At 61.0% G+C, this 21237-nt stretch carries 20 protein-coding genes and 1 riboswitch; of the genes, 6 read left to right on the plus strand and 14 right to left on the minus strand.

Annotated elements, in window-relative coordinates:
• Positions 1-11: 11 nt before the first annotated feature.
• Complete coding sequence (locus Q0P52_RS14180) at positions 12-1880, minus strand: TonB-dependent receptor (protein ID WP_293763468.1); 1869 nt, start codon at positions 1878-1880, stop codon at positions 12-14.
• Between the two features lie 223 nt (positions 1881-2103).
• A riboswitch (cobalamin riboswitch) is annotated at positions 2104-2316 on the minus strand.
• Positions 2317-2495: 179 nt separating this feature from the next.
• Here Q0P52_RS14180 and cobT point away from each other — a divergent pair.
• The 4 genes from cobT to Q0P52_RS14200 all read left to right on the plus strand — a co-directional run bounded on the left by cobT (position 2496) and on the right by Q0P52_RS14200 (position 5472).
• A complete protein-coding gene (cobT, locus tag Q0P52_RS14185) occupies positions 2496-3536 on the plus strand; it encodes a nicotinate-nucleotide--dimethylbenzimidazole phosphoribosyltransferase (protein WP_293763466.1) in 1041 nt (346 codons plus the stop codon).
• The gene (locus Q0P52_RS14190; RefSeq protein WP_293763463.1) at positions 3536-4138 is read left to right on the plus strand and encodes a histidine phosphatase family protein; all 603 of its coding nucleotides are present in this window, start codon (positions 3536-3538) and stop codon (positions 4136-4138) included. The genes cobT and Q0P52_RS14190 overlap by 1 nt, the downstream gene beginning before the upstream one ends.
• Entirely contained in the window at positions 4135-4881 is a 747-nt protein-coding gene (gene cobS / locus Q0P52_RS14195) for an adenosylcobinamide-GDP ribazoletransferase (protein WP_293763461.1), read from the plus strand. The genes Q0P52_RS14190 and cobS overlap by 4 nt, the downstream gene beginning before the upstream one ends.
• A 114-nt stretch (positions 4882-4995) precedes the next feature.
• A complete protein-coding gene (locus Q0P52_RS14200; protein WP_293763459.1) occupies positions 4996-5472 on the plus strand; it encodes a GNAT family N-acetyltransferase in 477 nt (158 codons plus the stop codon).
• On the opposite strand, the gene Q0P52_RS14205 is transcribed toward Q0P52_RS14200, so the two are convergent.
• Together Q0P52_RS14205 and speB are read right to left on the minus strand one after the other, a co-directional pair.
• Positions 5459-6592 carry a hypothetical protein gene (locus Q0P52_RS14205; RefSeq protein ID WP_293763456.1) on the minus strand — a complete coding sequence of 378 codons (1134 nt, stop codon included), beginning with the start codon at positions 6590-6592 and terminating at the stop codon, positions 5459-5461. The genes Q0P52_RS14200 and Q0P52_RS14205 overlap by 14 nt on opposite strands.
• A 196-nt stretch (positions 6593-6788) precedes the next feature.
• A complete protein-coding gene (gene speB / locus Q0P52_RS14210) occupies positions 6789-7754 on the minus strand; it encodes an agmatinase (protein WP_293763453.1) in 966 nt (321 codons plus the stop codon).
• A 232-nt stretch (positions 7755-7986) separates the two neighbouring features.
• Between speB and Q0P52_RS14215 the strand changes: the two genes are divergently transcribed.
• Positions 7987-9111, plus strand: coding sequence for a YjgN family protein (locus Q0P52_RS14215; protein ID WP_293763450.1), 1125 nt, complete (start codon positions 7987-7989; stop codon positions 9109-9111).
• Positions 9108-10109 (plus strand): M48 family metallopeptidase, encoded by a 1002-nt coding sequence (locus Q0P52_RS14220; protein WP_293763447.1) that lies wholly within the window; start codon positions 9108-9110, stop codon positions 10107-10109. Before Q0P52_RS14215 ends, Q0P52_RS14220 begins: the two co-directional genes overlap by 4 nt.
• A gap of 26 nt (positions 10110-10135) precedes the next feature.
• On the opposite strand, the gene Q0P52_RS14225 is transcribed toward Q0P52_RS14220, so the two are convergent.
• The 11 genes from Q0P52_RS14225 to Q0P52_RS14275 all read right to left on the minus strand — a co-directional run bounded on the left by Q0P52_RS14225 (position 10136) and on the right by Q0P52_RS14275 (position 21062).
• Positions 10136-10930: a YoaK family protein gene (locus Q0P52_RS14225; RefSeq protein WP_293763444.1), complete on the minus strand. Its 795-nt coding sequence runs from the start codon at positions 10928-10930 to the stop codon at positions 10136-10138.
• Between the two features lie 111 nt (positions 10931-11041).
• Positions 11042-11923: an SPOR domain-containing protein gene (locus tag Q0P52_RS14230; RefSeq protein ID WP_293763442.1), complete on the minus strand. Its 882-nt coding sequence runs from the start codon at positions 11921-11923 to the stop codon at positions 11042-11044.
• A complete protein-coding gene (locus Q0P52_RS14235) occupies positions 11920-12636 on the minus strand; it encodes a type III pantothenate kinase (protein ID WP_293763440.1) in 717 nt (238 codons plus the stop codon). Before Q0P52_RS14235 ends, Q0P52_RS14230 begins: the two co-directional genes overlap by 4 nt.
• Positions 12633-13598: a biotin--[acetyl-CoA-carboxylase] ligase gene (locus tag Q0P52_RS14240; protein WP_293763437.1), complete on the minus strand. Its 966-nt coding sequence runs from the start codon at positions 13596-13598 to the stop codon at positions 12633-12635. Before Q0P52_RS14240 ends, Q0P52_RS14235 begins: the two co-directional genes overlap by 4 nt.
• Positions 13595-14095 (minus strand): D-glycero-beta-D-manno-heptose 1-phosphate adenylyltransferase, encoded by a 501-nt coding sequence (rfaE2, locus tag Q0P52_RS14245; protein WP_293763434.1) that lies wholly within the window; start codon positions 14093-14095, stop codon positions 13595-13597. Before rfaE2 ends, Q0P52_RS14240 begins: the two co-directional genes overlap by 4 nt.
• Positions 14096-14193: 98 nt before the next feature.
• On the minus strand, positions 14194-14592 hold the full coding sequence (locus Q0P52_RS14250) for a type IV pilin protein (protein ID WP_293763431.1): 399 nt from the start codon (positions 14590-14592) through the stop codon (positions 14194-14196).
• A 14-nt stretch (positions 14593-14606) separates the two neighbouring features.
• A complete protein-coding gene (locus tag Q0P52_RS14255) occupies positions 14607-18440 on the minus strand; it encodes a PilC/PilY family type IV pilus protein (protein WP_293763428.1) in 3834 nt (1277 codons plus the stop codon).
• Positions 18441-18455: 15 nt separating this feature from the next.
• Positions 18456-19043: a PilX N-terminal domain-containing pilus assembly protein gene (locus tag Q0P52_RS14260; RefSeq protein WP_293763425.1), complete on the minus strand. Its 588-nt coding sequence runs from the start codon at positions 19041-19043 to the stop codon at positions 18456-18458.
• Positions 19040-19996, minus strand: coding sequence for a PilW family protein (locus tag Q0P52_RS14265; protein ID WP_293763422.1), 957 nt, complete (start codon positions 19994-19996; stop codon positions 19040-19042). Before Q0P52_RS14265 ends, Q0P52_RS14260 begins: the two co-directional genes overlap by 4 nt.
• Positions 19996-20466, minus strand: coding sequence for a type IV pilus modification protein PilV (pilV, locus tag Q0P52_RS14270; RefSeq protein ID WP_293763419.1), 471 nt, complete (start codon positions 20464-20466; stop codon positions 19996-19998). Before pilV ends, Q0P52_RS14265 begins: the two co-directional genes overlap by 1 nt.
• Entirely contained in the window at positions 20463-21062 is a 600-nt protein-coding gene (locus Q0P52_RS14275) for a GspH/FimT family protein (protein WP_293763417.1), read from the minus strand. Before Q0P52_RS14275 ends, pilV begins: the two co-directional genes overlap by 4 nt.
• Positions 21063-21237 lie beyond the last annotated feature (175 nt).

The following is a 21237-nucleotide window of genomic DNA, read 5'->3' on the forward strand; positions in this document are numbered from 1 at the left end:
CGCGCGGACGATCAGTCGCCCTGGTAGTTCACGCCGATGAAACCGCCCAGCCCTTGGGTATTGTAGCCGTAGGCGGTGGTGTACTGACGCTCGAACAGATTGGTGATGCGCGCATTGGCGCTCCAGTTCTTGTCGATGCGGTAGTTGGCGTAGAGGTTGGTGAGGCTGTAGCCGCCCAGCCAGATATCCTGACCGATGCTGTAGTTCACATCGCGGCGCTTGGCGCTGGCCGACCACTCGATGCCGGTGGTGAGCTTGCCCCAGTCATAGCTGGCGGCCAGTTGGCCGAAGGCGCGCGCGCGGCGCTGCAGTTGCTTGTGATTGGTATCGTCCAGCGGGTCCTGGTAGGTGGCGGAGCCGGACAGATCCCAATTGCCCCAGCTGCTGGATGCGGCCAGCGTCACACCGGTAATGGTGGCCTGGTTCACATTCATCATGGTGCCGTGGTAGGTAACAGGATCGCTCACATAGGTGATGAGATTGTCGACGCTGTTGTGGAAAGCCGTCACCGAGGCCTTGGTGGCGCCGGCATGATAGCTCAAGGCCACTTCGCTGTTGCGCGAGGTTTCCGGCTTCAGGTTGGGATTGCCCGAGTAATAACCGTCATCCGGATAATAGAGATCGTTGAACGTAGGCGCCTTGTAGGCTGTGCCGAAGCTGGCGCGCGCGGTCAGGGTATCGGTCAGGCGATAGCCGTAGCCGACGAGGCCGGTGGTCTTGCCGCCGAATTGCTCGTCCTGATCGTGGCGCAGGTTAGCTTGCAGCAGGTTTGCGCCGAATTCACCGGTATAGCCGGCAAAGAAAGCGGTATTGTGGCGCTCGGTTGTGGTCAGCGTACTTTGGGTATCCACGCGCTGCTGGGTGTAGTCCGCGCCCAACAGGAAGCTGCCGATGGCGGTTTTCACGTCGTTTTGCCACAGCCAGTCGTTCTGGCTGGTTTCAAACAGACTGTTGCGCTTGACCATGTTGCCGCCGGTCCAGGTTTCCTGGCGGTCCGCGCTGCGGCTGTAGCGCAGGGTGCTGGTCCAGTCGCTGGTGAAGGCGTTTTTGGATTCCAGCGCCAAACCGGTCTGGCGGGTGCGCTGCAAGTCTTCGCCCAGTACGGTGGACGAAGCGTCGTAGCCCACGCGGCCAAACGACTGGAAGGCGCGGAAGCTCAGGTCGTGCCCGGCGGCCAGCGTCTGGGTGAGATTGGCGGTATAGGCCAGATTGCGGTTGCCGTCGCGGTCCGGGTTGTAGCTGTAGGTATTGTTTTTATTGGTGGCCGAGATGCCGTCGGTGGTCTGCTGGCTGAGTTGCAGGCTAAAGGCGGTGTTGTCCACCTTGCCGTCCACGCCGCCGCCCACTTTCACCATGCCGTGATCGCCCGCCCCGATATTGAAATTGACGCGCGGCTTGCCGCCGCCCTGGCGGGTGAAGATCTGGATAACGCCGCCGATGGCGTCCGCGCCGTACAGGCTGGAACCATTGCCGCGCAGGATTTCAACGCGGTCCACCATGGCCAGCGGGATGTTTTCCAGCGCGGTGGTGCCAGCGGTGGCCGACACGATGCGCACGCCATCAATCAGCACCACGGTGTGCTTGGACTCGGCACCGCGAATGAAAACGGACGACTGGCTGCCCACGCCGCCATTGCTCACCACTTCCAGCCCCGGTTGACGGGCCAGCAGTTGCGGCAAGGTGGAAACGCTGCTGCTGTCGATGTCCTCACGCGTGATCACGCTGACATCGGACAGGGTCTTGCTGACCGCTTGCGGCTGACGGGTGGCGGTTACCACCACCTCTTCTGCCTGGAATTGCGGCGTAGCGGACTGAGCAGCGGCCGCGCCGGCAGCGCAGGCCAGCGACACCAGCATGGCGGTTTGTTTGATTTTGAACATGCGAAACACACTCCCTGAATGAAAATGATCCGGCGGACGTTGAGTCCACCGTTCAGGAGAGCGAAGAGGAACGGCTTGCGCCACGAAATTCTCAAGGACAACTTGGCCTTGTCAGGCCGGCAGGTGTCTGTCGGATCGCCTCCCCGCGATACTCCAGCGACGGCCTGCTTTCCAGGCAGGCCCGGGAACCGGCGCAAGTGTGCCGCGCGCCTGCGCGGCCCTGGCTTTGGTTCCATTTGCAGGCCGGTCTCCGGGCTGGGTCTTGCGGGATCGCGCCTTCCCGTTCTTGCGGAACAGTGGCGTGTTGCGACACCTGGGCCTTGCGGCCAGACCTTACCGTTGCGGGGGCAGCGCCGGCTTTTCACCGGCTTCCCGTTTCATTCCTCGCCTCATGACAACTCATGAAGCGTGGAACACCTGCAGCCGGCGATTATAACGCATGCGACCGCCGCGCCGCAGAGAAAACCCGCGCCGCGCCAGCACAGTCTTGCAATGCAACGCCGGGCTGTGACTTTGCCGTCGGCGCAAAATGCACCTGCTCCCGGATTCCGGCTTGCCCCCTCCCCGGCCTTGGCATAGAGTCGCAACCTGACCTCAATCCTTGCCCGCACCCTCATGACCGCCACCACCGCACTGCCCCGCCCCGACCTTGCCGCTTACAACGCCGCCCGCGCCCGCCAATCCGTTCTCACCAAGCCCGCCGGCAGCCTGGGCGTGCTGGAGGACGTGGCCTGCCGTTTTGCCGCCTGGCAAGGCAAAACCTGCCCGGACGCCATCAAGCCGGCCATTACCGTGTTTGCCGGCGACCATGGCGTCACGGAGGAAGGCGTGTCCGCCTACCCCTCGGTAGTTACCGGCGAAATGGTGAAGAATTTCGTCGCCGGCGGCGCGGCCATCTGCGTGCTGGCGCGCGCGCTGGAGGCGCGGCTGGAAGTGGTGGACGCCGGCGTGATGAGCCCGCTGGACGGCCTCCCCATCGTGCACGCCCGCGTGCGCGCCGCTTCGGCCAACCTTGCCGTCGGCCCTGCCATGAGCCTGAGCGAAGCGCAAGCGGCGCTGGACGTGGGCCGCGACGCAGCCCGTCGCGCGGTAACAGCCGGCGCCAATTTACTGATCGCCGGCGACATGGGCATTGGCAACACCACGCCGTCCGCCGCGCTGATCTGCCATTTGGCCGGCCAGGACGCCGATGCCATCGTCGGCCGCGGCACCGGCATCGACGACGCCACGCTGATCAACAAACGCCGGGTGGTGAAGCAAGCGCTGGCGCGACTGGCCGGCCAGCAACAGGACGGTCTCACTGTCTTGGCCGAGCTGGGCGGGCTGGAAATCGCCGCCATGGCCGGTTTTTATCTGGAAGGCGCGCAACTGGGCGTGCCCTCGCTGGTGGACGGGTTCATTGCCAGCGCCGCCGCGCTGGCCGCCCGCGCCATCGAGCCGACCGTGGCCGACTGGCTGCTGGCCAGCCACCGCTCGGAAGAAACCGGCCATGCGCTGGCGCTGCAAGCGCTGGGGCTGACGCCGCTGGTGGCGCTGGGCATGCGTCTGGGCGAAGGCTCGGGCGCGGCCGCCAGCGTGCCGCTGCTGCAACTGGCCATCCGCCTGCACAACGAGATGGCGACGTTTGCCGAAGCCGGCGTCACGGAAAAAGCCTGATGAACCCCTACACGCTGACCCTGCTGCGCCACGGTGAGATCGACCACGAAGGCCGGCTGATCGGCCGTACCGACCTGCCGCTCAACGACCTTGGCTGCGAGCAGATGGCGCGCAGCTGGCACAAGCTCAACCAGCTGGCCCCGGTCACCTGCATGGCCAGCTCCACCTTGCAGCGCTGCCGCGAGTTCGCCGTGCACCAGGCGCTGCACGGCTCGCTGCCGCTGAAAGTGGATGCGCGCTTCGCCGAATTCGATTTTGGCGACTGGGACGGCATGTCGCGCGAGACGCTCTCCGGCCAGCATCCCGAATGGGGCCGCAAAGTGGCGGAAAACGGACTGGTGCCGCCGGGCGGCGAAAGCTATGAGGCTTTCCGCACCCGGGTGCTCACCGCCTTCAGCGAATGGATGCAGGGCGCGCGCGGCAGCCACCGCGTGCTGGTGAGTCATGGCGGCGTCATCACCGTGCTGCTAGCCGAACTCCTGGGCGCGGATTTCGCCATCGCCAAGCTGATGACCGTGCAACGCGGCGGCTTCGCGCAGCTGTCGATACTGGAAGGCCACCCGGCCTATCTGATGCATCTGGAAGGGCCGGGTGAAGCATGAACGAGGCTCCCGCTTCGCCGCGCTGGTGGCAATCGCTGATTTTGGCCGTGCAATTCCTCACCCGCCTGCCCACGCCGCAGCTCAAGGTGTTCCGTGCGGAGTGGCTGGCCCACAGCGCGCGCTGGTTCGCGCTGGTGGGCTTGCTGCTGGGCGCGCTGCTGTGGGGTGCGGTGTGGCTGGGTCTGCGCCACGACCCCTGGCTGGCGGCGCTGGCCGGCCTGTTGCTATGGGTGGGCGTGACCGGCGGTCTGCATCTGGACGGGCTAGCGGATCTGTCCGATGCGCTGGGCGCGGCCCATCGCTCGCGCGAGCGTTTTCTGGCCGTGCTGAAAGACCCGCATGTGGGCAGTTTCGGCGTCATCGCGCTGGCAACGGCGCTGATCAGCAAAACACTGTTGCTGATGCTGAACGCCAGCGGGCCACATCTTGCCGGTCTGTTGTTGATTCCCGCCTGGGCGCGGCTGTTTGCCGTCAGCTGGTCGGCCACCCTGCCCTCGCTGGCGCCCGGCAGCGGCGAGCGGTTTGCCTGGCAACCGCAATGGTTTGCTCAGGCCGTATCGGCCATGGCGCTGGCCGGCTTGTCCGCCTGGCTCGCGCCGGCGCTGCTGCTGGCGCCGCTGGCCGGGCTGTTCTGGTGGGGCTGGCTCAAGCGCAAGCTGGGCGGCATGACCGGCGACTGTCTCGGCGCAGGCATCGAAGTGTGTGAAATCCTGTTGCTGGCGCTGTTGCTGCTGCCGGTATGAATTCTCCCGGCTTCGGCCAACCTTCCTTCGCTTGTCAAAACCCTGACACGTGATCGTCACGTTGCGGTGATGCCAGCGCACGATACTGCGCTCATGCCACAGCGGGAGAAGGTGATGACGCGTCACGATGCGCACATTGAAATCAGCCATGATCCGGCGCGGCTGGATCGCGCCATGATCCTGAACTTTTTGCGCGGCACGCACTGGGCCGGCGACCTGACGGCGGAGAAACTGGACACCGCCCTCCGCCACTCGCTGGCGATCGGCGCCTACATCGACGGTCAGCAAGCCGGTTTCGCCCGCGTCATTACCGATTACGCCAGCTTCGCTTATCTCTCCGATGTGTTCGTGCTGCCGGCCTGGCGCGGTTGCGGCATTGGCCAGCGCTTGGTGCAAACCGCGATCGATCACCCTGAGCTGCAGCAGTTGCGGCGCTTTCTGCTGGTATCGCGTGACGCGCGGCCGTTTTACCGTCAGCTGGGCTTTGTCCCGCTCTCGCGCGGCGAACAGTATCTGGAATTGAAAACGCGGACGTCGCATGACCGTCCGCGCAAGCTGCGCGCCGTCTGGCCCTTTTTCAAGGCTGCGTGACGCCCAGAGCGCCGGGATGCTGGTTCACCAGCTTCCACGGCAGCACGCTCCATTCCGGGTATTCGCAAGCGCGCGCTACCCGCGGGAAAGACGGCCCCACATACAGGCCCTTGGGCGTGAGATACCAGCTGACAAATTGCCATACCGACGGATCGTTGTAATCGCAACCCTCAGGGTCGGACACCATGTCCTTGGGGTGTTGTTGTTTCATGGCGCGCTGCAGCCAGGGGCCCAACGTTTTTTCTTCGTATTGGTAGTCCACGCGGCTGCCGTCTGTCTTGCGCGGCAATCTGACCTCAGCCTTGCCCAGCCAGAGCAAGTCTTCCAGTTGCAATTCCTTGCCGGTTTTCAGATCCAGATTGATGGGGTTGTCGCCAAAATCGGGATGCGCGCCGCCGCAGTAATAGCTGGTGAATACGCTGGCGCTGAAGAAGCGGCCATTGATGAAGCGCGGGGTGATGGTTTGCTCATAATCGCCGCCGCCGGACGAGCGCGCCGCGCCGCCCATGCAGCCGAAGTAGCCGCTGACCTCGCGCCACTGCCGTTCGGCCAGCATGCGATTGAGGCGCGTCAGCGTGTCGGCGGGCAAGCCGTCCTGCACGCGGAAGAGAGTGATCTTGCTCACCGGCTCTTCCATCCATTGCAGGTTGTAGCCGTTGAATTTCTGCGTTTTGCCGGGTTTGAACACCAGCCCGCTCAAACGGGCGTAATCATAGGCGGACTCCTGCTTTGCCACTGCGGAAGCGGGGTCGAAGGGCCTCAGCGCGGCCACATCCAGCGGCACCAGTTCCATGGCCAAAGCAGTCTTGGCCTTGGGGCCTTTCCATTCGCCCACCCAGCCCTTGCCTTGTGGCTTGAGCACAATATCGATGCGCTCGCTGTCGTAGGGCAGGTTCTCGCCCAGGCTGAGCGCGCCGTCAGCGCCGCGCTTGCCGCTCAAAGCGATATCGGCGTGGTATTTGCGGTAGAAGTAGCGCCCGTCCACTTGGCCGTCCTGGCCCACGTCGAACTCCATGACGATGGGCGCGTTGCCCACCCGCCCCTGATACACCTGCGCGCCAGCCTGCACCGCGCCCGTTGCCAACAGCAGGAAGCCGCCCATGATATGCCTTGTTTTCATTCGCTTTCCTTTCGAGCGGCTAACCCATTCCTGATGCTGCGTTGCGCCTCAGCCGTGAATCCGATTTTGTTAGCCGTTCTTTGTTCCGCCGGCAAAAGCGCGTAGAGGCCCTGAGCTTTTGTAGGCGGGTCTTATCAAAAAAAAACAGCGCCAGACCCTTTGGAGGCCTGACGCTGCGGCGGGTTCGGCAAACAGCTTACAGCTTGCCGGCCAGCTTGCGGTTGCGCATCAGGCACAGCATGTCACAGGCCAGGTGCGCGGCGGCAATCGCGGTGACTTCGCTTTGGTCGTAGGCCGGGGCCACTTCCACCACGTCCATGCCGACGATATTGAGGTCGCCCAGATTGCGGACGATCTTCAAGGCTTGCGCGCTGGTCAGGCCGCCGGGCACCGGCGTACCGGTACCCGGCGCGGCGGACGGGTCCAGACAGTCGATATCGAAGGTCAGGTACACCGGATGGTCGCCGATCACCTCCTTGATGCGGGCGATGGTGGCGTCCACGCCATTGTCGTGCACCCACGGCGCGTCCAGCACGTTCAGACCCATGAAGTCGTCGTTCCAAGTGCGGATGCCCACTTGCACCGACTTGGCCGGGTCGATCAGGCCTTCCTTCACCGCCTTGTAAAACATGGTGCCGTGATTGAGGCTGTCCGGCTCGTCGTCCGGCCAAGTGTCGCAGTGCGCGTCAAAGTGCAACAGGGCCAGCGGCTTGCCGTACTTCTCGGCGTGCGCGATCAACAGCGGGTAGGTGACGAAGTGGTCGCCGCCAAAGGTCAGCATCTTGGCGCCGGAGGCCAGGATGTGTCGGGCGTGCTCGATGATGGACGGCTTGATGGTCAGCGGGTTGTGCGCATCGAACCAGCAATCGCCGTAGTCGATCACGGCCAGATCGTCGAAGGGGTCAAAGCCCCAGGGGAAGGGCTTGAGTTCGGCCAGCTGCACGCTGGCGGCGCGGATGGCCTGCGGGCCCATGCGCGCGCCGGAGCGGAAGGTGGTGGACAGGTCCAGCGGAATGCCGGACACCACCACATCGGCGCCGCTCAAATCGCGGCTGTAGTTGCGGCGCATGAAAGACAGCACGCCGGCATAGGTGTTTTCAATGGAAGAGCCGTACAGGCCCTGACGGCGGATGGCGCCGTCGCCCTTGATGATTTCAGACATGAACTCTCCGTCAGAGAAGAGTACGCCGGCCATGCCACGCCCCATTTTCATGCAAAATGAATGATGATTTAATGGTGCGAAACCGACGATTGCCGTCCATCTTGCACAGCCGACGGGTTAAGGCTGCCGCGCCCCACGGCGCGGAACCGGCAGTGTGCCGCGAGTGCGGCCGCTGTTCAAGGTTTGCCGAAGACGGCGATGCGTAATCGCCACGCCGCAGACAGGAAACCCCATGACCGAAAACGCCGAAAACCGCATCCAGCCGGGTTTTACCCCATCGCCCGCCCCCGCCGCGCCGCCGCCCGCCGCGCCGCTGCGCTTTACCTTCAGCGGCGACGGCGCGGAGTTCTTCCGCATCTGGTTCGTCAATATCCTGTTATCCATCCTCACGCTGGGCATCTACTCCGCCTGGGGCAAAGTGCGCACGCAAAAGTACCTGTACGGCCACACCCGCTTTGCCGGTTCCGGCTTCGACTACCACGGCAAACCACTGGCCATTCTCAAGGGTCGCGCGCTGATTGTCGGCGTGATCGTGCTGCTGGCCGTGGCCAAGCAGGTATCGCCGCTGCTGGAGCTGGGCATGTATCTGGGTCTGGCGCTGTTTCTGCCGTGGGCGGTCACCGCCGCCATGCGCTTCCGTTTGCGCAATACCAGTTGGCGCCAGATGCGCTTCAATTTCCGCGCCACCACGTGGGAAACCTCCAGCCAGATCGCCATGAATATCGTCATCGTGGTGCTGACGCTGGGCTTTGGCCTGCCCTACGCCCGCCACCGGCTGCATCAGTTTCTGGTGGGACACAGCTGGTTCGGCAACGCGCGCTTCGACATGAGCCGCTGCGTGCGCGAATACTACGGCGTATGGTTCAAGGGCATCCTGATGGCCATTGGCGCTTCGGTAGCCTTGGTTGTCGTCGGCCTGATCTTCACCTTCGGACTAGGCATTGTCAGCGGTGGCGGTAAAACAGCGTTCGGTATCGGCATCGTGCTTTATGTAGTGCTGGCCTACCTGTTTTTACTGGTGATGTGGATGTCGGTGGGCCAGATCATCCACGACGGCTTCAGCAACGCCATGTGGAACCACACCGTACTCAACAGCGATGGCCGCCTGCACCGCTTCCAGAGCGGCATGACGCTGGGCGGGCTGGCCAGGCTGCACGCCGGCAACGCCATCCTGATTTTGCTGTCGGCCGGCTTTTACTATCCTTTTGCCAAATTGCGGGTGCTGGACTACAGATTAAGCAATCTGACCGTTTTTCCCGATGACAACCTTGACGCCATCCGCGCCCGCCCCCTGAGCGACAATGCCGCGCTGGGCGACGCCGCCGCGGACGGTTTCGAACTGGATCTGGGCCTATGAGCTTGCCGGGCAGTTATCTGGATGGCCGCAGCCCCGTGCCGCGGCCGGTGATGCTGGAACGGGACCACCACCAGCTGGTATTCACGGACGGCGTGAAGACGCATCGCTATCCCGCCGGCCAAGTGGATTTCGAAACCGGCCTGCCCGGGCTGCCCGACAAGCTGCGCCTGCCGGACGGCGGCGTGATTGAAGTGGCGCAACAACACCGCTGCCGCCACATGGCGGGCGGACCGCCGCCATGGGAGCGCCTCTTGGCATGGCTGCACGGCGGCTGGACCATCCTGGTGGTATTGCTGATCGCCACCGTGGCGGCGGTGTGGTTCGCCTACCGCGACGGCCTGCCCTGGCTGGCGGCCAAGGTGGTACGGCAAACACCGGTCGCCATGGAAAAACAGATGGCAGAGCAAACCATGGCCCTGCTGAACAAAACCGTCAATCTGCGTCCCTCCGGCCTCAGCGACGCCCGCCAGCGCCAGCTGCAAGGCCTGCTGGATCAGGTCAAACCCGCCAATAGTCCCTATCACTACGAACTGACGCTGGTGGATTCCGCCGACATCGGCCCCAACGCTTTCGCCCTGCCGGGCGGGCACGTGCTCATGACCGATCAACTGGTGCGAGCCGCCAAATCCGACGACGAAATCATGGCGGTGCTAGCGCATGAGGCCGGCCACGTGGAAAACCGGCATGGCCTGCGCAGCGTGGTGCAATATGGCGGCGTATCGCTAGCCATTACCTTGCTGACCGGCGACAGCACCTCCATGCTGGCGCTGGCCCCGGCCCTGCTGGCCGACATGAAATACTCAAGGGATTTTGAACGCGAAGCAGACCATTTCGCCTTCACGCAGCTGGAAGCCCGCCATGTTTCGCCTTGCGTGCTGGGGCAATTTCTGCAGCGCATGAGCGGCCGCGACGACGGTTCGGCCAACCTGCTGGCCAGCCATCCGTCAACCGAAGAGCGCAGCCACCCCAACGGGGCACAGTGCCCGGCAGGCGGTTGAAACACGGTTGCCTCCCGTGCTCATGACTATCGTCCTTGCCGGCCCTGCTGCAGGTGATGCCACCACCAGCGCCAGCGCAGACGCATGTCGTACCACACCGGCCGCAAACCAAGCGTAAACAGCAAGGCCGCCAGCGGCAGCGTGAAGGCGTAGCCCAGATGCTTGAAGCCCAGCGCGCCCACCACGCCGCCGGCGAAGAAGGACAGCAGAATCATCAGGTAGACGAACAAGCGGTTGCGGTTGGCCTGCACTGCCTTGACGCGCGGATTCTGCCCCCGGTTGAAATAGCTCATTTTGGTCAGTTCGATGCCAATGTCAGTGGCGATGCCGGTCATGTGCGTGGAGCGCAGCAAGCCGCCGGACAGCTTGGTCACGATGGTGTTGTGCATGCCCATGATGAAACACAGCAGCATCACCGTCACCGGCGTAAAAAACCCGCGATGCAGCGACAAGACAGCGCCCAGCAGGCCGAACACCAGCAGCAGGCCGGCCTCCTCCATCATCGACACGCCATAGCCGCCGCGCAGGCGCTGACGCCGCGCCCACAGGATCAGCCAGGTGGAGTGCATGGCGCCCAGCACAAAACACACCAGCATCACCAACAGCGACAGCGCCAGCCGCACCTCGCCCAGTGCCAGATGATCCGCCATGCCGGACACGATGCCGGACATGTGCGAGGTGTAACGATGCACGGCGAGAAAGCCGCCGGCGTTGAGCGCACCGGCAATGAAGGCCATGGACGCGCCCAGCTGACGCAGGGTGCGATCGTTGAAGCTGCCCCGGTCCAGCAGGCGGGTGATATTGGATGAGTGGCGCGACATGGGTATCTGCAAAATGGACAGCGGCAGCTCAGGGCTGCCGCTGGGTCATCATCCGTCGCCAGACGGCGTCAGGCAAGCCCCATCAAGCCGGGGTTTGCCGAAGAACAAGGGTTAACGACAGGCTTGCAGCGCAATCCCCGGCGTCAGGCGCCTCTGCAGCGCGCGCAGTTTGTCGGCCTGCTGCGGGTCCAGCCCCTTGAATGTCAGCAGCGTGGCATTGGACTTCTGCCCCTTCTGTTGCATGGCCGCCTTGTCGAAGCCGGCAGCCTTGATCTTGGCCACCATGGCCTTGGCGGCGTCTTCCTTGCCAAACAGGCCCAGCGACACGCTGCCCTTGAAGTCTTCATTGCTGACAATGTAATTGTCGAAGCCCTTGTCTTTCAGCTCGGCGGACAAGGTCTGGGTTTCCGAGCGGGTAGCCAGCGGCGGGTGGTAGACCCAGAACTTGCCATTGCCCTTGGTTTCTCCCTTGTCGCTTTCCACCAGCTGTTCCGGCTTCAGATGCAGCGAGGGCAAGCCGCCCTTCACCCGCTGCAGCAGATGGCTTTCCAGCGCGCCCCAGTCATAGCAGGCCAACTCGGGCTTGGCGTCCTGCTTAGTCTCGGCCTTGCCGGCGGGTTTGCTATCCGCTTTGGCGTCCGTCTTGGCCGGCTTTTTGTCGTCGACGGGCTTTTTCTCGTCTTTCGCCGGCTTGTCTGCCGCCGGTTTATCGGCCTTGGCGGCGGAGGCGGCTTCCGGCTTGATCGCGCCCGCAGCAGAAGCATCCGCCTTGCCCAGTTCGGCAGCGGTCGGTTTTTCCGTGGCGGGCATGGAAGCGGCAGCCGGGGCGCTGGCCTCCGGCGCCGAGGCCGGCTTCCAGTCGGCCGGCAGCAGCTTGACCTGATTGGGACTGATTTCCTGCGCATGCGCGTCGCCCACGGGCCGCTGCTTCAAGGAACCGTAGCCCGCCACCAGCAGGTTGAGCACCACCACCACTACCAGAAACCACTTCATGTCGACTCTGCCACTCTCAATAGTCCTGTCAGGACCAGATTATCCACGATACGCGCCGGCGCCGCGAGTTGCGGGGCCAGCAAGGCGGCGTCGCCACCAGTCAGCATCACCTCGGGCAAGGCGCGGCCGGTACGTTCGGCCAACTGTCGCCGCATGTTCTCTATGGCGCCGCATTGCGCCGCCATCACGCCGCTGGCCAAGGCCGCCTCCGTGCCCTGCGGGAAGTTTTCCAGCTGGCCAGCAGGGCGATCCAGCTGGGCGGTGCCGCGCGCCAGACTGCTCAACATCAACTGCCTGCCGGGCAAAATATAACCGCCCAAGTAGTCGCCCTCGGCGGTCAGCGCCTCCACGGTCAGCGCCGTGCCCGCACAGGCCACCACCACATCGTCCCGACACAGGCTGCGCGCACCCAGCACCGCCAGCCAGCGGTCGGCCCCCTGCTCGGCGGGGTTACGATAATGATTGCGCACATCGCCAAATTCGGCCGCGCTGCGCACCCAGCGCCACGGGCAAGCAGCCGCCGCTTGCAAGGCCGCGGTTACTTCCGGCCTGGCCACGCTGGCGCCGGCGGCCCGGGTCAGCGGCCATGCCGCCCATTGCGGCTTGAGGGCGGCGATATCGGCATGCGCCACCGCGCCCTGCGCCACCCAGTCGCGACCATCGTGCACTGCCCATTTCACCCGGCTGTTGCCGGCGTCCACCAGCAGTCTCATGCGCGGCTCCGCAAACTGACTTCACCTACATGGAACACGCGCACGCCGTCGGTGGTTTCTACCAGCAGCGCGCCGTTTTCCGCCACGCCGCGCGCTACGCCGTCCACCGGCTCGCCATGAGAGAACGACAGCCGCACCGGCGCGTTGTGGTGGCTGGACCAGCGCATCCACTCCTCCTGAAACGGCGCGAAACCTTCGCGATTGAATTGCTCCAGCACGGCGGCCAGCTCGTTCAGCACCTCCGCCAGCAAGGTGTTTCGGCCAACGTGAATGCCCACATCGCTCAGCGCGGCTACGGGTTGATCCACCTCGCCCGGCGCGCTGACATTGAGACCGATGCCGATCACAACAGCCGCCGGGCCCAGCGCGTCGCCGGACAGTTCGATCAGAATGCCGGCCAGCTTGCGACCGGACAGCAATACATCATTGGGCCACTTCAATTGCACCGGCGCGCCAAGGCGCAGCATGGCGCGCGCCAGCGCGATGCCCACCACCAGCGACAGGCCGGCCAGCTGCGCCAACCCGCGATCAAAGCGCCACAGCAAAGAGAAGGTCAGCCCCGCGCCCAGCTTCATTTGCCAGCGCCGCCCCAGCCGCCCCCGGCCTGCGGTCTGCATCTCCGCCGCCAGCACCAGGCCGTGCAAGCCGCCATTGGCGGCGCGGGCGGTCAGCTGGGTATTGGTGGAATCGGTCCGCTCAGCCACCGCCAGCGTAAAAACGTCCGCCGCGTCCGGCGACAGCGCCTCGCGCACGCGGGCCACATCCAGCCATTCAAAGGCTTCGGCCAACTTGTAGCCCTGCCCGCGCACGCTGAACACGGTCAGGCCCAGTTCTTCGGTAATAGCGTGCACCGCCTGCCAGACCAGTGTGCGGGAACAGCCCAACTCGCGCGCCATGTCTTCGCCGGAGTGAAAACGCCCGTCGGTCAGCAGGCGCAGCACGGCAAAAGCGTGCTCGCTCACGCCTTGCCCTCGTTGGCGCGGATCTTGCGGATGGTCTGGGTAGTGGAGGTGTCAAACAGGAAAGGAATGGAGTGCACGCTGCCGCCGCGCGCCAGCGTCTCTGCGCTGCCGACGATGCGGTCTATGCTCCAGTCGCCGCCTTTGACCAGCACATCGGGCTGCACCAATGCGATGAGGTCAGCCGGCGTATCGGTATCGAACCAGGTCACCAGGCTGACGCTTTCCAGCGACGCCAGCACAGCGGCGCGATTGAGTTCGTTGTTGATGGGACGATCCTCGCCCTTGCCCTGCCTCTTGACCGAGGCATCGGTATTCAGCCCCACCACCAGCGACGCGCCCAGCGCGCGCGCCTGAGCAAGATAGGTCACATGACCGCGGTGCAGGATGTCGAAACAGCCGTTGGTAAACACGATGGGGCGCGGCAACGCGGCTAGCTTGGCGGCCAGCTGCTCGGCATCGGCGATTTTGTCTTCGAATGCGGGGGCGGGATACGACATGGATTTCCTTGCGACTGAGAGCCTGACGGACAGAAACGCCAACAGGGGGAGGTAGCATACCATCCCCCTGTTGGCTATCCCAAATCAGCCGGCTGCGCTCAACGCCAACAATTGGCGACAGTATCGCTTGCCGCCGTCTTCGTACCAAGATTGTCCAGCGACAGCGCGCCGCAGCCATCGTTCTGATAAGACGAACTGGGCGTTGCGGTAATGGTGAACGTACTGCTAGTGGCATTGGTGCTGATTGAATATGCCGTGTTTCCGTTTGAGGTGGTCACCGTCGTGGCGCTCTGACTGGCGTTGTAGCTGTTGTTCATGGTGAACCAGCGCTCTTGCTCCTGCGCCATCTGCGTCAACGTGGTTTCCGCCTGCGCCCGCCGCCCTCTCATCACATAAGCGGAGTACGACGGGTAGGCAATCGCTGCGAGTATGCCCACTACCGCTACGGTAACTATCAGTTCGATCAAGGTAAAACCCTTTCCCGATCGCTTCGTCATTGCATTTCCTTCTTTTACCAGGACTGGATGATTTCACGCCAGGCCAGCCGACCCGACCCGCTGGTTGAGCTGTTGACCCGTTTACAAGTACCCAAACCGCCCGAACCTGCCTCGCAGACCCATTCGATCCCGTTCTGATCGACAAGTCTCAGCGCCTTGCTGCTGCTGATACCGCTTGAAGTGCTCGGCTTGAAACGTGAGGCTTGGGCATCGGAACCATCAATATTGCCGTCGCCATTCGTGTCGTACACCGCATACGTCGTCATTGCACCGTTGAAAATACTGACGTCCGTCAACCAGGTGTCGCCGCCATTGGAACAACCCGTCGTATCGGGAATGATGCTGGTAAAGCGCACGGTTGCGCGATTGCGCAACTCCGGCGCCGCTATCACGCGCTCATTGGTGGTCAAAGGCATATACCAACCATTGTTGGTACTGCCCAGCGTATTGGTTGAAGTAGTCACATAGGTACCACCCGAGGTGCCGGAAACCGTCGTGCCAATGGTCTGCTTGACCAGACTGCCGGTCAACGTATTGCCCACCGCAGTACCGGTATCACGTATGCCGTACAGGGACTGGGTCGACTCGGTCCGGTCGCTGTCAGACAGGAACATGCCGGTGCCGAACAGCACCATATAGCCCTTGGTGGCGTCGCGCGTCACCACCGGCTGCGCGGTAATGGGCTGCCGGACATCCAGTGCCGTATCGTTGCTCTTGAGCCCGTAAGCGGTGAACAGCAATTGACTGGTGTAACCGGAATACGTCGCCGAGGTCAGGTTGATCTTCCACAGGTTGCCATTGATATCGCCAGCGTAGGCATAGTCGACCTTGCCATCACCGTTGACATCGGCAGCAAACGGCGTGCTAAGCCCGTTAGGCGTAATGGTCTGACCGGTCTGGTCAGGCAGATCGATCCGGAAATAATTGGTGTTGAGCTGCCATGCGTCACCAATTTTTTTATCCAGATAGAGGATGAACAAAGAGGCACCGCCGCCGCTAGCGCTGTTGTTATAACCATTCGCCAACAACACGGCTGGTCGACCATTCTGCAAGCGGACAATCTGCGGCTCGCCAATGGTGACACCCAACCTGCTGTCATCCGTGCTGGTGAACTCCCACAATACATTGCTGCTGCTCATGCTGTCCGGCCGGGTTACGTCCAGTGCATAAATACCACTACCACCCATGCCTGTATTGCCCACCACCACGGTGTGCGCCTCCAGGTTGGTCAGGGTTTGCCCGGTAGAAGGCGATTGAACAAAACATACCTCGCCCACTTTGGGTGTGCCGTCATTGATATAACGATGCGCATACGACGTCGAAGTCAGATTCACCAGATTGGCGTATGTACCGGCAGGCAGATAAGCAAAACGCTCCGTACCCGTCATGTCGAACCCGTGCAGGAAACCGTCGTTGGCCGCCACCATCACCATGTTTGGGCGTCCGTAGATTGCGGTCTGGTCACTGCTCTGATTGGTACTGTTGGCCGCATAGGCACAAGAAGACAAACTGGATGTCGGAGCCGGCACATAGATCGGCGTGGAATCAACAATATCGCCAAGCCGATAGTTGCGCGCACGGAACCTAGGAGAAGAACCGCTCGCTTCATTAGTTTTGTCGCCACGCAGATAGTTGACCCGGTTTGCACCTTGGCTATCCGTGCTGTTCAGCAGCGTCTTCTGTGTTGCCGAACCGGACAGCGCATTAAACCAAGTGGTATTGAAAGCAGCGCCGCTGCGACTGGTGAGGTCATATGTCAGCACATTGCGGTTCGCCACCCCGGACGTACCGTTCAACTGCGTCTCTAGCGTACTCTTCGCCCGCCAACCATGAGTGGCATCCTGCACCAGGGTGGGTGCAGTAGTGCTGGAAGTCTGCACGATCTGGTAAGCAATCAGATCACCATGCCAGTCCGTCGAGTCAAACGAGGACTGAAAGACATAAGCGGAAGAGAATACCTGCGACCCCTTGCCCGTTGTCGACAAGCCCGCCATCGTCGGGTCGGTTGCCGCCGTAATGTTGGCAAAGGCCTGTTGCAAGGCAGTTGTCATCTTCGACGGATTGTTCGCCTGCGCAAAATTGCTCGGCGTGCCGTTGGGGTAGGCTGCAATGCTAGTGGCACCCGCGGCGTCAGAGGTCCACTCGGACCTCACATCCGGCGTCTGGCTGTTGTTGCTGTCGGTAAAACCACCATACTTGGCGGCCAGATAGAAGGCATTGGAAGTCTGGGTTTTTGCGTTGCCATTTTCCACCACATCGATCATGAACGCGCTAACCGTCTGGTTACCGAACAGGTCGGAGCGCAAATCGGTCACGTTGGCCCAGTAAGCCAGCCCCGCAATATATGGCGGTGAGTTGGTAGAACCGGTGTTGGTGGTGGCCAGATTATTGACGCCTTCCTGGCTGCCGATGGCGTTTACCCATGCCACCACGCCCGAACCGGAAACGCTCACGGGCGGCGTGCTCATATTGGATGCCGGATCGTCCGTAGGCGGCGTCACCGAAGTCTGATTGCCTGATGCAGTCCAGCCGGAACCCGGCAAGTCTACGTCACCGTGAGTGTTGGTATCGCCAATATAAATAATGAAGTTCTTCTGACAGGCATTGATGATGGGGTCATCCCAGTCGGTGATGACCGGAAAGTTATCCTTCATCGCCGTAGTCAGATTGCTTGTGTAGTCGGAATAATTGCCTATCTTGCGAAAATAGCGCAGCGCTGCGTAATACAGCTCCGCCGCCGGGTCGTATGTCTTGTAACCGTTGCCATCACCAAACTTGTTTACGTAGTTCACAACACCACTATTGGTAACGCCGCTATTGCTGGCATCGTTGGTATCGGGGTTCACGACAAATGTCCCGTCAACGCTGCTCCATTCAGCGCCCAGCGTGTATGTCGTTGAAGTGTTGGTGGCGGAGGTAGTCGAACTGCTTATGCCCGGATATTTCATGCGCGCACGCAATACCCCGCCATTGCGCATGTAGTTGGCGTCGATCAGATAACCGAAGGCGCTGAAGCGCATGTCCGCGCCACGCTGTTGTATCAGGCCCTCCGGCTTGTAATTGCTTCCGTAAGCGGTGCAGTTGTCTTCAATCCCGTTATTGTATTTAGACGTGAGGCCGAGAGTGGTGTAGCCGCTCGCGGTAATACCACTAACCGATTTGCACACCTGAACCATCACATTGAATGAGTCCAAGGTGGTCCAGTTGGAACCGTCATTCGACCCGGCAACAGTCAGCCCCCAATTAAGACTGGTGAATTTCAGCTGGGAATAACTGCTATAAGGCGTCAGAGTAGAGGCATTTGTCGTCAGGACGCGGGAACCATTGAAACCATAGCCTTGGTTTTGGCCGGAAACGATTCTGGCCCGGCGCAAGATGGTCAGCGTCGCCGTGTCGCCGCTTGTGTAGTCTGCCGAAGTGCCCGCTGTACCCAATGCCCGATTGCCACCAGTTAGGGTTTGCCGAAAGATATCAATGGCCGACATTGTCGCCCAGTTAAGCAAGCTGCCACTCCAGTAGCCAGAACTACAAGTCCGGTTGGTTTTATTGTTCACCAAAGCTACCGGTTTGAAATAGCCATTGGTTGAGTCATAGCTATAGCACTTGTACTGGTCGAAATAGCCACGGTGATCGTTGGCCATTTCAGTCGTGTTGAAGGTTCTGTTTGTATATGCCTCGCCAGCCGTAGGAAATTCCACGGATAACCCAAGCAGTACATTGGGGCCGTAGCGCCCCCCCACCCCCGCCAAAGGCGAAGTCGCAATGGTCACGGCGGCGGAGGCATGCAATGCCGTCAACAACATGGTCGCGCCAGTAACAATCCGGGACAATTGTTTAAAAATTTTCATCTCACTCGCCTCACATCAGCTGCCATAAGGCCGGAAAATGCTTTCCAGCGTGACGTTGATTTGCTGATTCAAACCAAACCCCCGTCCGGTGATTCTGTAAAAAAAGCTTTGATTGCCCGCAGTAGCATCAAGGGAGACACCGCCACCCGATAGTGCCGCACCGGGAAAAACTTCCACTACGAAGCGTGGCGTCATCATGCCGGAGTACGGTGCGGACCATGCTGAACTGGCGATGGCTCCGGTCACCGTATCCGCAGAATTGCTCAGATTGCTGTTGAGGAACACATGCAAGGGCCCGCTCGCATCGAACTTGCACAAACCATTTGCGGTGACACTGCTTGCCACTACACCCCCTGTGGAACAAACAGCAAATCCATTGTCATCCTTGATGGCTCCTGTCGCCACACGCCCTTCGACATAACGCAAAGCGGCCTCTGCCGACTCAGCCGCCAAGGTGAAATCACGCCCGTTCCGCGCAAAACGCTCCTCTTGCAACGAGGAGAAGGCTGCGGATAAACCCACCAGCATCAATGCCACCAAAAAAACCAAGGCAATGATCAGGGTCACACCCCGCTGGGACTGCAATCCGTGAGACCGCTTCATGATTTGCGATTCCTCAGGACAAACGTGCTCTCAAAAACCCTTCGGGTCCAGCAAGGGGCAGATGCAGTACAAGTCGTCTGCGTGGACAGTGGCGTGACGATAGTCCCACTATCATTGCTTGGGGTGTAGTTGGCGCCGAACATGTTGAAGGTGGCAGGTTCTGCCCGATTCTGCGAATAGACCGGATCCGTCCTCGCCAGCAAGGCGATACGAATTGAAATGACCTTTTTCATATCCGCTACGGCGGCAGGGCTGAGATACATATCCGGCATTCCATCGCTGCCGCTATCCACACCCATCAGTATTTGCAGCCTCTCGATATTGTCGGCAACAACACCGGTGGACAGATTAGTACCTGTCGGCGCCGCGCCATTCCACGTCACATCACATTTCAACGCGGGGCGGGTGACGCCGCCGGTGGTATTCACATCGATATAAAACCTGTTTTTGACCAGCATGTTCGCCGCTGTCACCGAATTACCAAGGCAGTCCGGCATTGCATTGCCAGTGGCAGCCTGAGGACCCGTCTTGAAAGCCAGGGTCAATTGATCCGCCGTTGTCCCGTTCAAAATCGCCAAACCATTTGACGCATTGAAATTACTGACCGTCACATCATTTGACGCAGTAACGACATCCGAAGCCTGAATCGTGTTGTAGGCATAATTGCCGCTGGCATCGGTAGGCATGCTATACGATCCGCTTGCGTCAAACGTCACGCCGCCAAGCACATCGTAGTAGCCGGCCTGCTTGATGATTCTTCCTACCTGCGCCATCGCAAAGCGGGCATTGTCCTGCATTTGCGCATTGCCAGCCTGTGCCTTGTAAGTCTGCTGGTTCGAGATGTACAAACTGGTTACAGCAAACGTGATGACCAAGCCAATCGTTATGGCCACCATCAACTCGACCAGTGTCAAGCCCAGCTCTGACGAACGCTTCATTTTCGGCTTCATCATCAGTTTGGCCTTACAAAATACTGAAACTGTGCGGCCTGAGAGGCCGCTCCACCATTAAAACCGGCCCGTTCATTCCAGCCGATCAACACGGTATATCCACCGGAGGCCGCCGTTACCGTCAACGTACCGCTGGCTAATCCCCCCCTGACCGAGTCCGAAGCAATCTGCGACATTTCCGTAATATCAAAATCTCTGCGTTGCGTCTGCGTACAGCTTGCGGTGTAGCAATTGGTTGCTGTACCAGATGAGACTTGGGAGTAATCAACGCCGGGATTGCTGCGAATACGCTCCGCCATCTGCTCTGCCAGAAGGGAGGCTTGCGCGCGACTCGCACTGAGAGAGGAGTAGCGCAGATTGTTCAACTGCATGCCGGCGATACCCAGCAGCCCGATAGCCAGAATCACAATGGAAACAAGGATCTCAAGCATGGTAAAGCCAGCCTGGCTTCGTTCGACTTCGTACTTTCTCATGGGCAGGCATCCCCGACATCCAAGGCACTGACATAGGGTCGGCCAGAAGATGTAAAAACAATTTTTTTGGCAAGCGATGTATTGGACGAGCTGTCGCACACCAACAAACTGGCCGGGGCCCCCCACGTGCCGTTGTACATCTCTGCACGCCCTGTCGGCAGGTAACGATATGAGGTCACCGAAGAGGCGGTGGACACGCTCAGTCTCAGATTCGCATTGACATCCGAGCGCCGTAAAACCACCAGATCAGTAGTACCCGAAGCCACTGCATTGCCGAAATTGGTCGAACTGGCGATCAGCAAGGCCCCATTCCGATTGAGATCAGCAAAAGCCACCCAACCTGCATTAAAGCTAGAGGCGTTGCACCCTCCATTCGAGCTACTTGCGCAAACCACTACGGGTACGCCTGTACGGACCGCATTATTTCTGGCGGATAGGAAAGTTTGCTGCAGGTCATTGGAAATGGCAGCAATTCGATTGGACTGTACAAAGCTCATGATGGAAGGAACAGCCACAGCAAGCAAAATTGCTGCAATAGCAATCACAACCACCAACTCGATCAGAGTAAAGCCTTTCCGCAAGGGCTCACGCCTCATTACACTCTCCACGCATTTGCCTAGTGAATGATATGAATTTTCTTAGTTTTTGGAGGTTTATTCCGACAGACGGAGTTTTATCCCGATGCGAGGACACCAGGGAAGTAACCGTTGCCAAGGCAATGGGCCAATAAGGCGTGATGAAGAGGCGGGAGGTTTGCCGAAGGCAGGCGCG

Origin of the sequence: uncultured Aquitalea sp. (assembly GCF_945957525.1) — a bacterium.
Lineage (GTDB): Bacteria > Pseudomonadota > Gammaproteobacteria > Burkholderiales > Chromobacteriaceae > Aquitalea.

Coding starts and splice junctions, on each gene's coding strand:
- Q0P52_RS14180 (WP_293763468.1), bottom strand. CDS start 1,880: ATGTTCAAAATCAAACAAACCGCCATGCTGGTGTCGCTGGCCTGCGCT.
- Q0P52_RS14255 (WP_293763428.1), bottom strand. CDS start 18,440: ATGAAAATTTTTAAACAATTGTCCCGGATTGTTACTGGCGCGACCATG.
- cobS (WP_293763461.1), top strand. CDS start 4,135: ATGAACGAGGCTCCCGCTTCGCCGCGCTGGTGGCAATCGCTGATTTTG.
- Q0P52_RS14225 (WP_293763444.1), bottom strand. CDS start 10,930: ATGTCGCGCCACTCATCCAATATCACCCGCCTGCTGGACCGGGGCAGC.
- Q0P52_RS14215 (WP_293763450.1), top strand. CDS start 7,987: ATGACCGAAAACGCCGAAAACCGCATCCAGCCGGGTTTTACCCCATCG.
- rfaE2 (WP_293763434.1), bottom strand. CDS start 14,095: ATGTCGTATCCCGCCCCCGCATTCGAAGACAAAATCGCCGATGCCGAG.
- Q0P52_RS14205 (WP_293763456.1), bottom strand. CDS start 6,592: ATGAAAACAAGGCATATCATGGGCGGCTTCCTGCTGTTGGCAACGGGC.
- Q0P52_RS14265 (WP_293763422.1), bottom strand. CDS start 19,996: ATGATGAAGCCGAAAATGAAGCGTTCGTCAGAGCTGGGCTTGACACTG.
- Q0P52_RS14220 (WP_293763447.1), top strand. CDS start 9,108: ATGAGCTTGCCGGGCAGTTATCTGGATGGCCGCAGCCCCGTGCCGCGG.
- pilV (WP_293763419.1), bottom strand. CDS start 20,466: ATGAGAAAGTACGAAGTCGAACGAAGCCAGGCTGGCTTTACCATGCTT.
- Q0P52_RS14190 (WP_293763463.1), top strand. CDS start 3,536: ATGAACCCCTACACGCTGACCCTGCTGCGCCACGGTGAGATCGACCAC.
- Q0P52_RS14250 (WP_293763431.1), bottom strand. CDS start 14,592: ATGACGAAGCGATCGGGAAAGGGTTTTACCTTGATCGAACTGATAGTT.
- Q0P52_RS14275 (WP_293763417.1), bottom strand. CDS start 21,062: ATGAGGCGTGAGCCCTTGCGGAAAGGCTTTACTCTGATCGAGTTGGTG.
- speB (WP_293763453.1), bottom strand. CDS start 7,754: ATGTCTGAAATCATCAAGGGCGACGGCGCCATCCGCCGTCAGGGCCTG.
- Q0P52_RS14230 (WP_293763442.1), bottom strand. CDS start 11,923: ATGAAGTGGTTTCTGGTAGTGGTGGTGGTGCTCAACCTGCTGGTGGCG.
- Q0P52_RS14260 (WP_293763425.1), bottom strand. CDS start 19,043: ATGAAGCGGTCTCACGGATTGCAGTCCCAGCGGGGTGTGACCCTGATC.
- Q0P52_RS14200 (WP_293763459.1), top strand. CDS start 4,996: ATGACGCGTCACGATGCGCACATTGAAATCAGCCATGATCCGGCGCGG.
- Q0P52_RS14235 (WP_293763440.1), bottom strand. CDS start 12,636: ATGAGACTGCTGGTGGACGCCGGCAACAGCCGGGTGAAATGGGCAGTG.
- cobT (WP_293763466.1), top strand. CDS start 2,496: ATGACCGCCACCACCGCACTGCCCCGCCCCGACCTTGCCGCTTACAAC.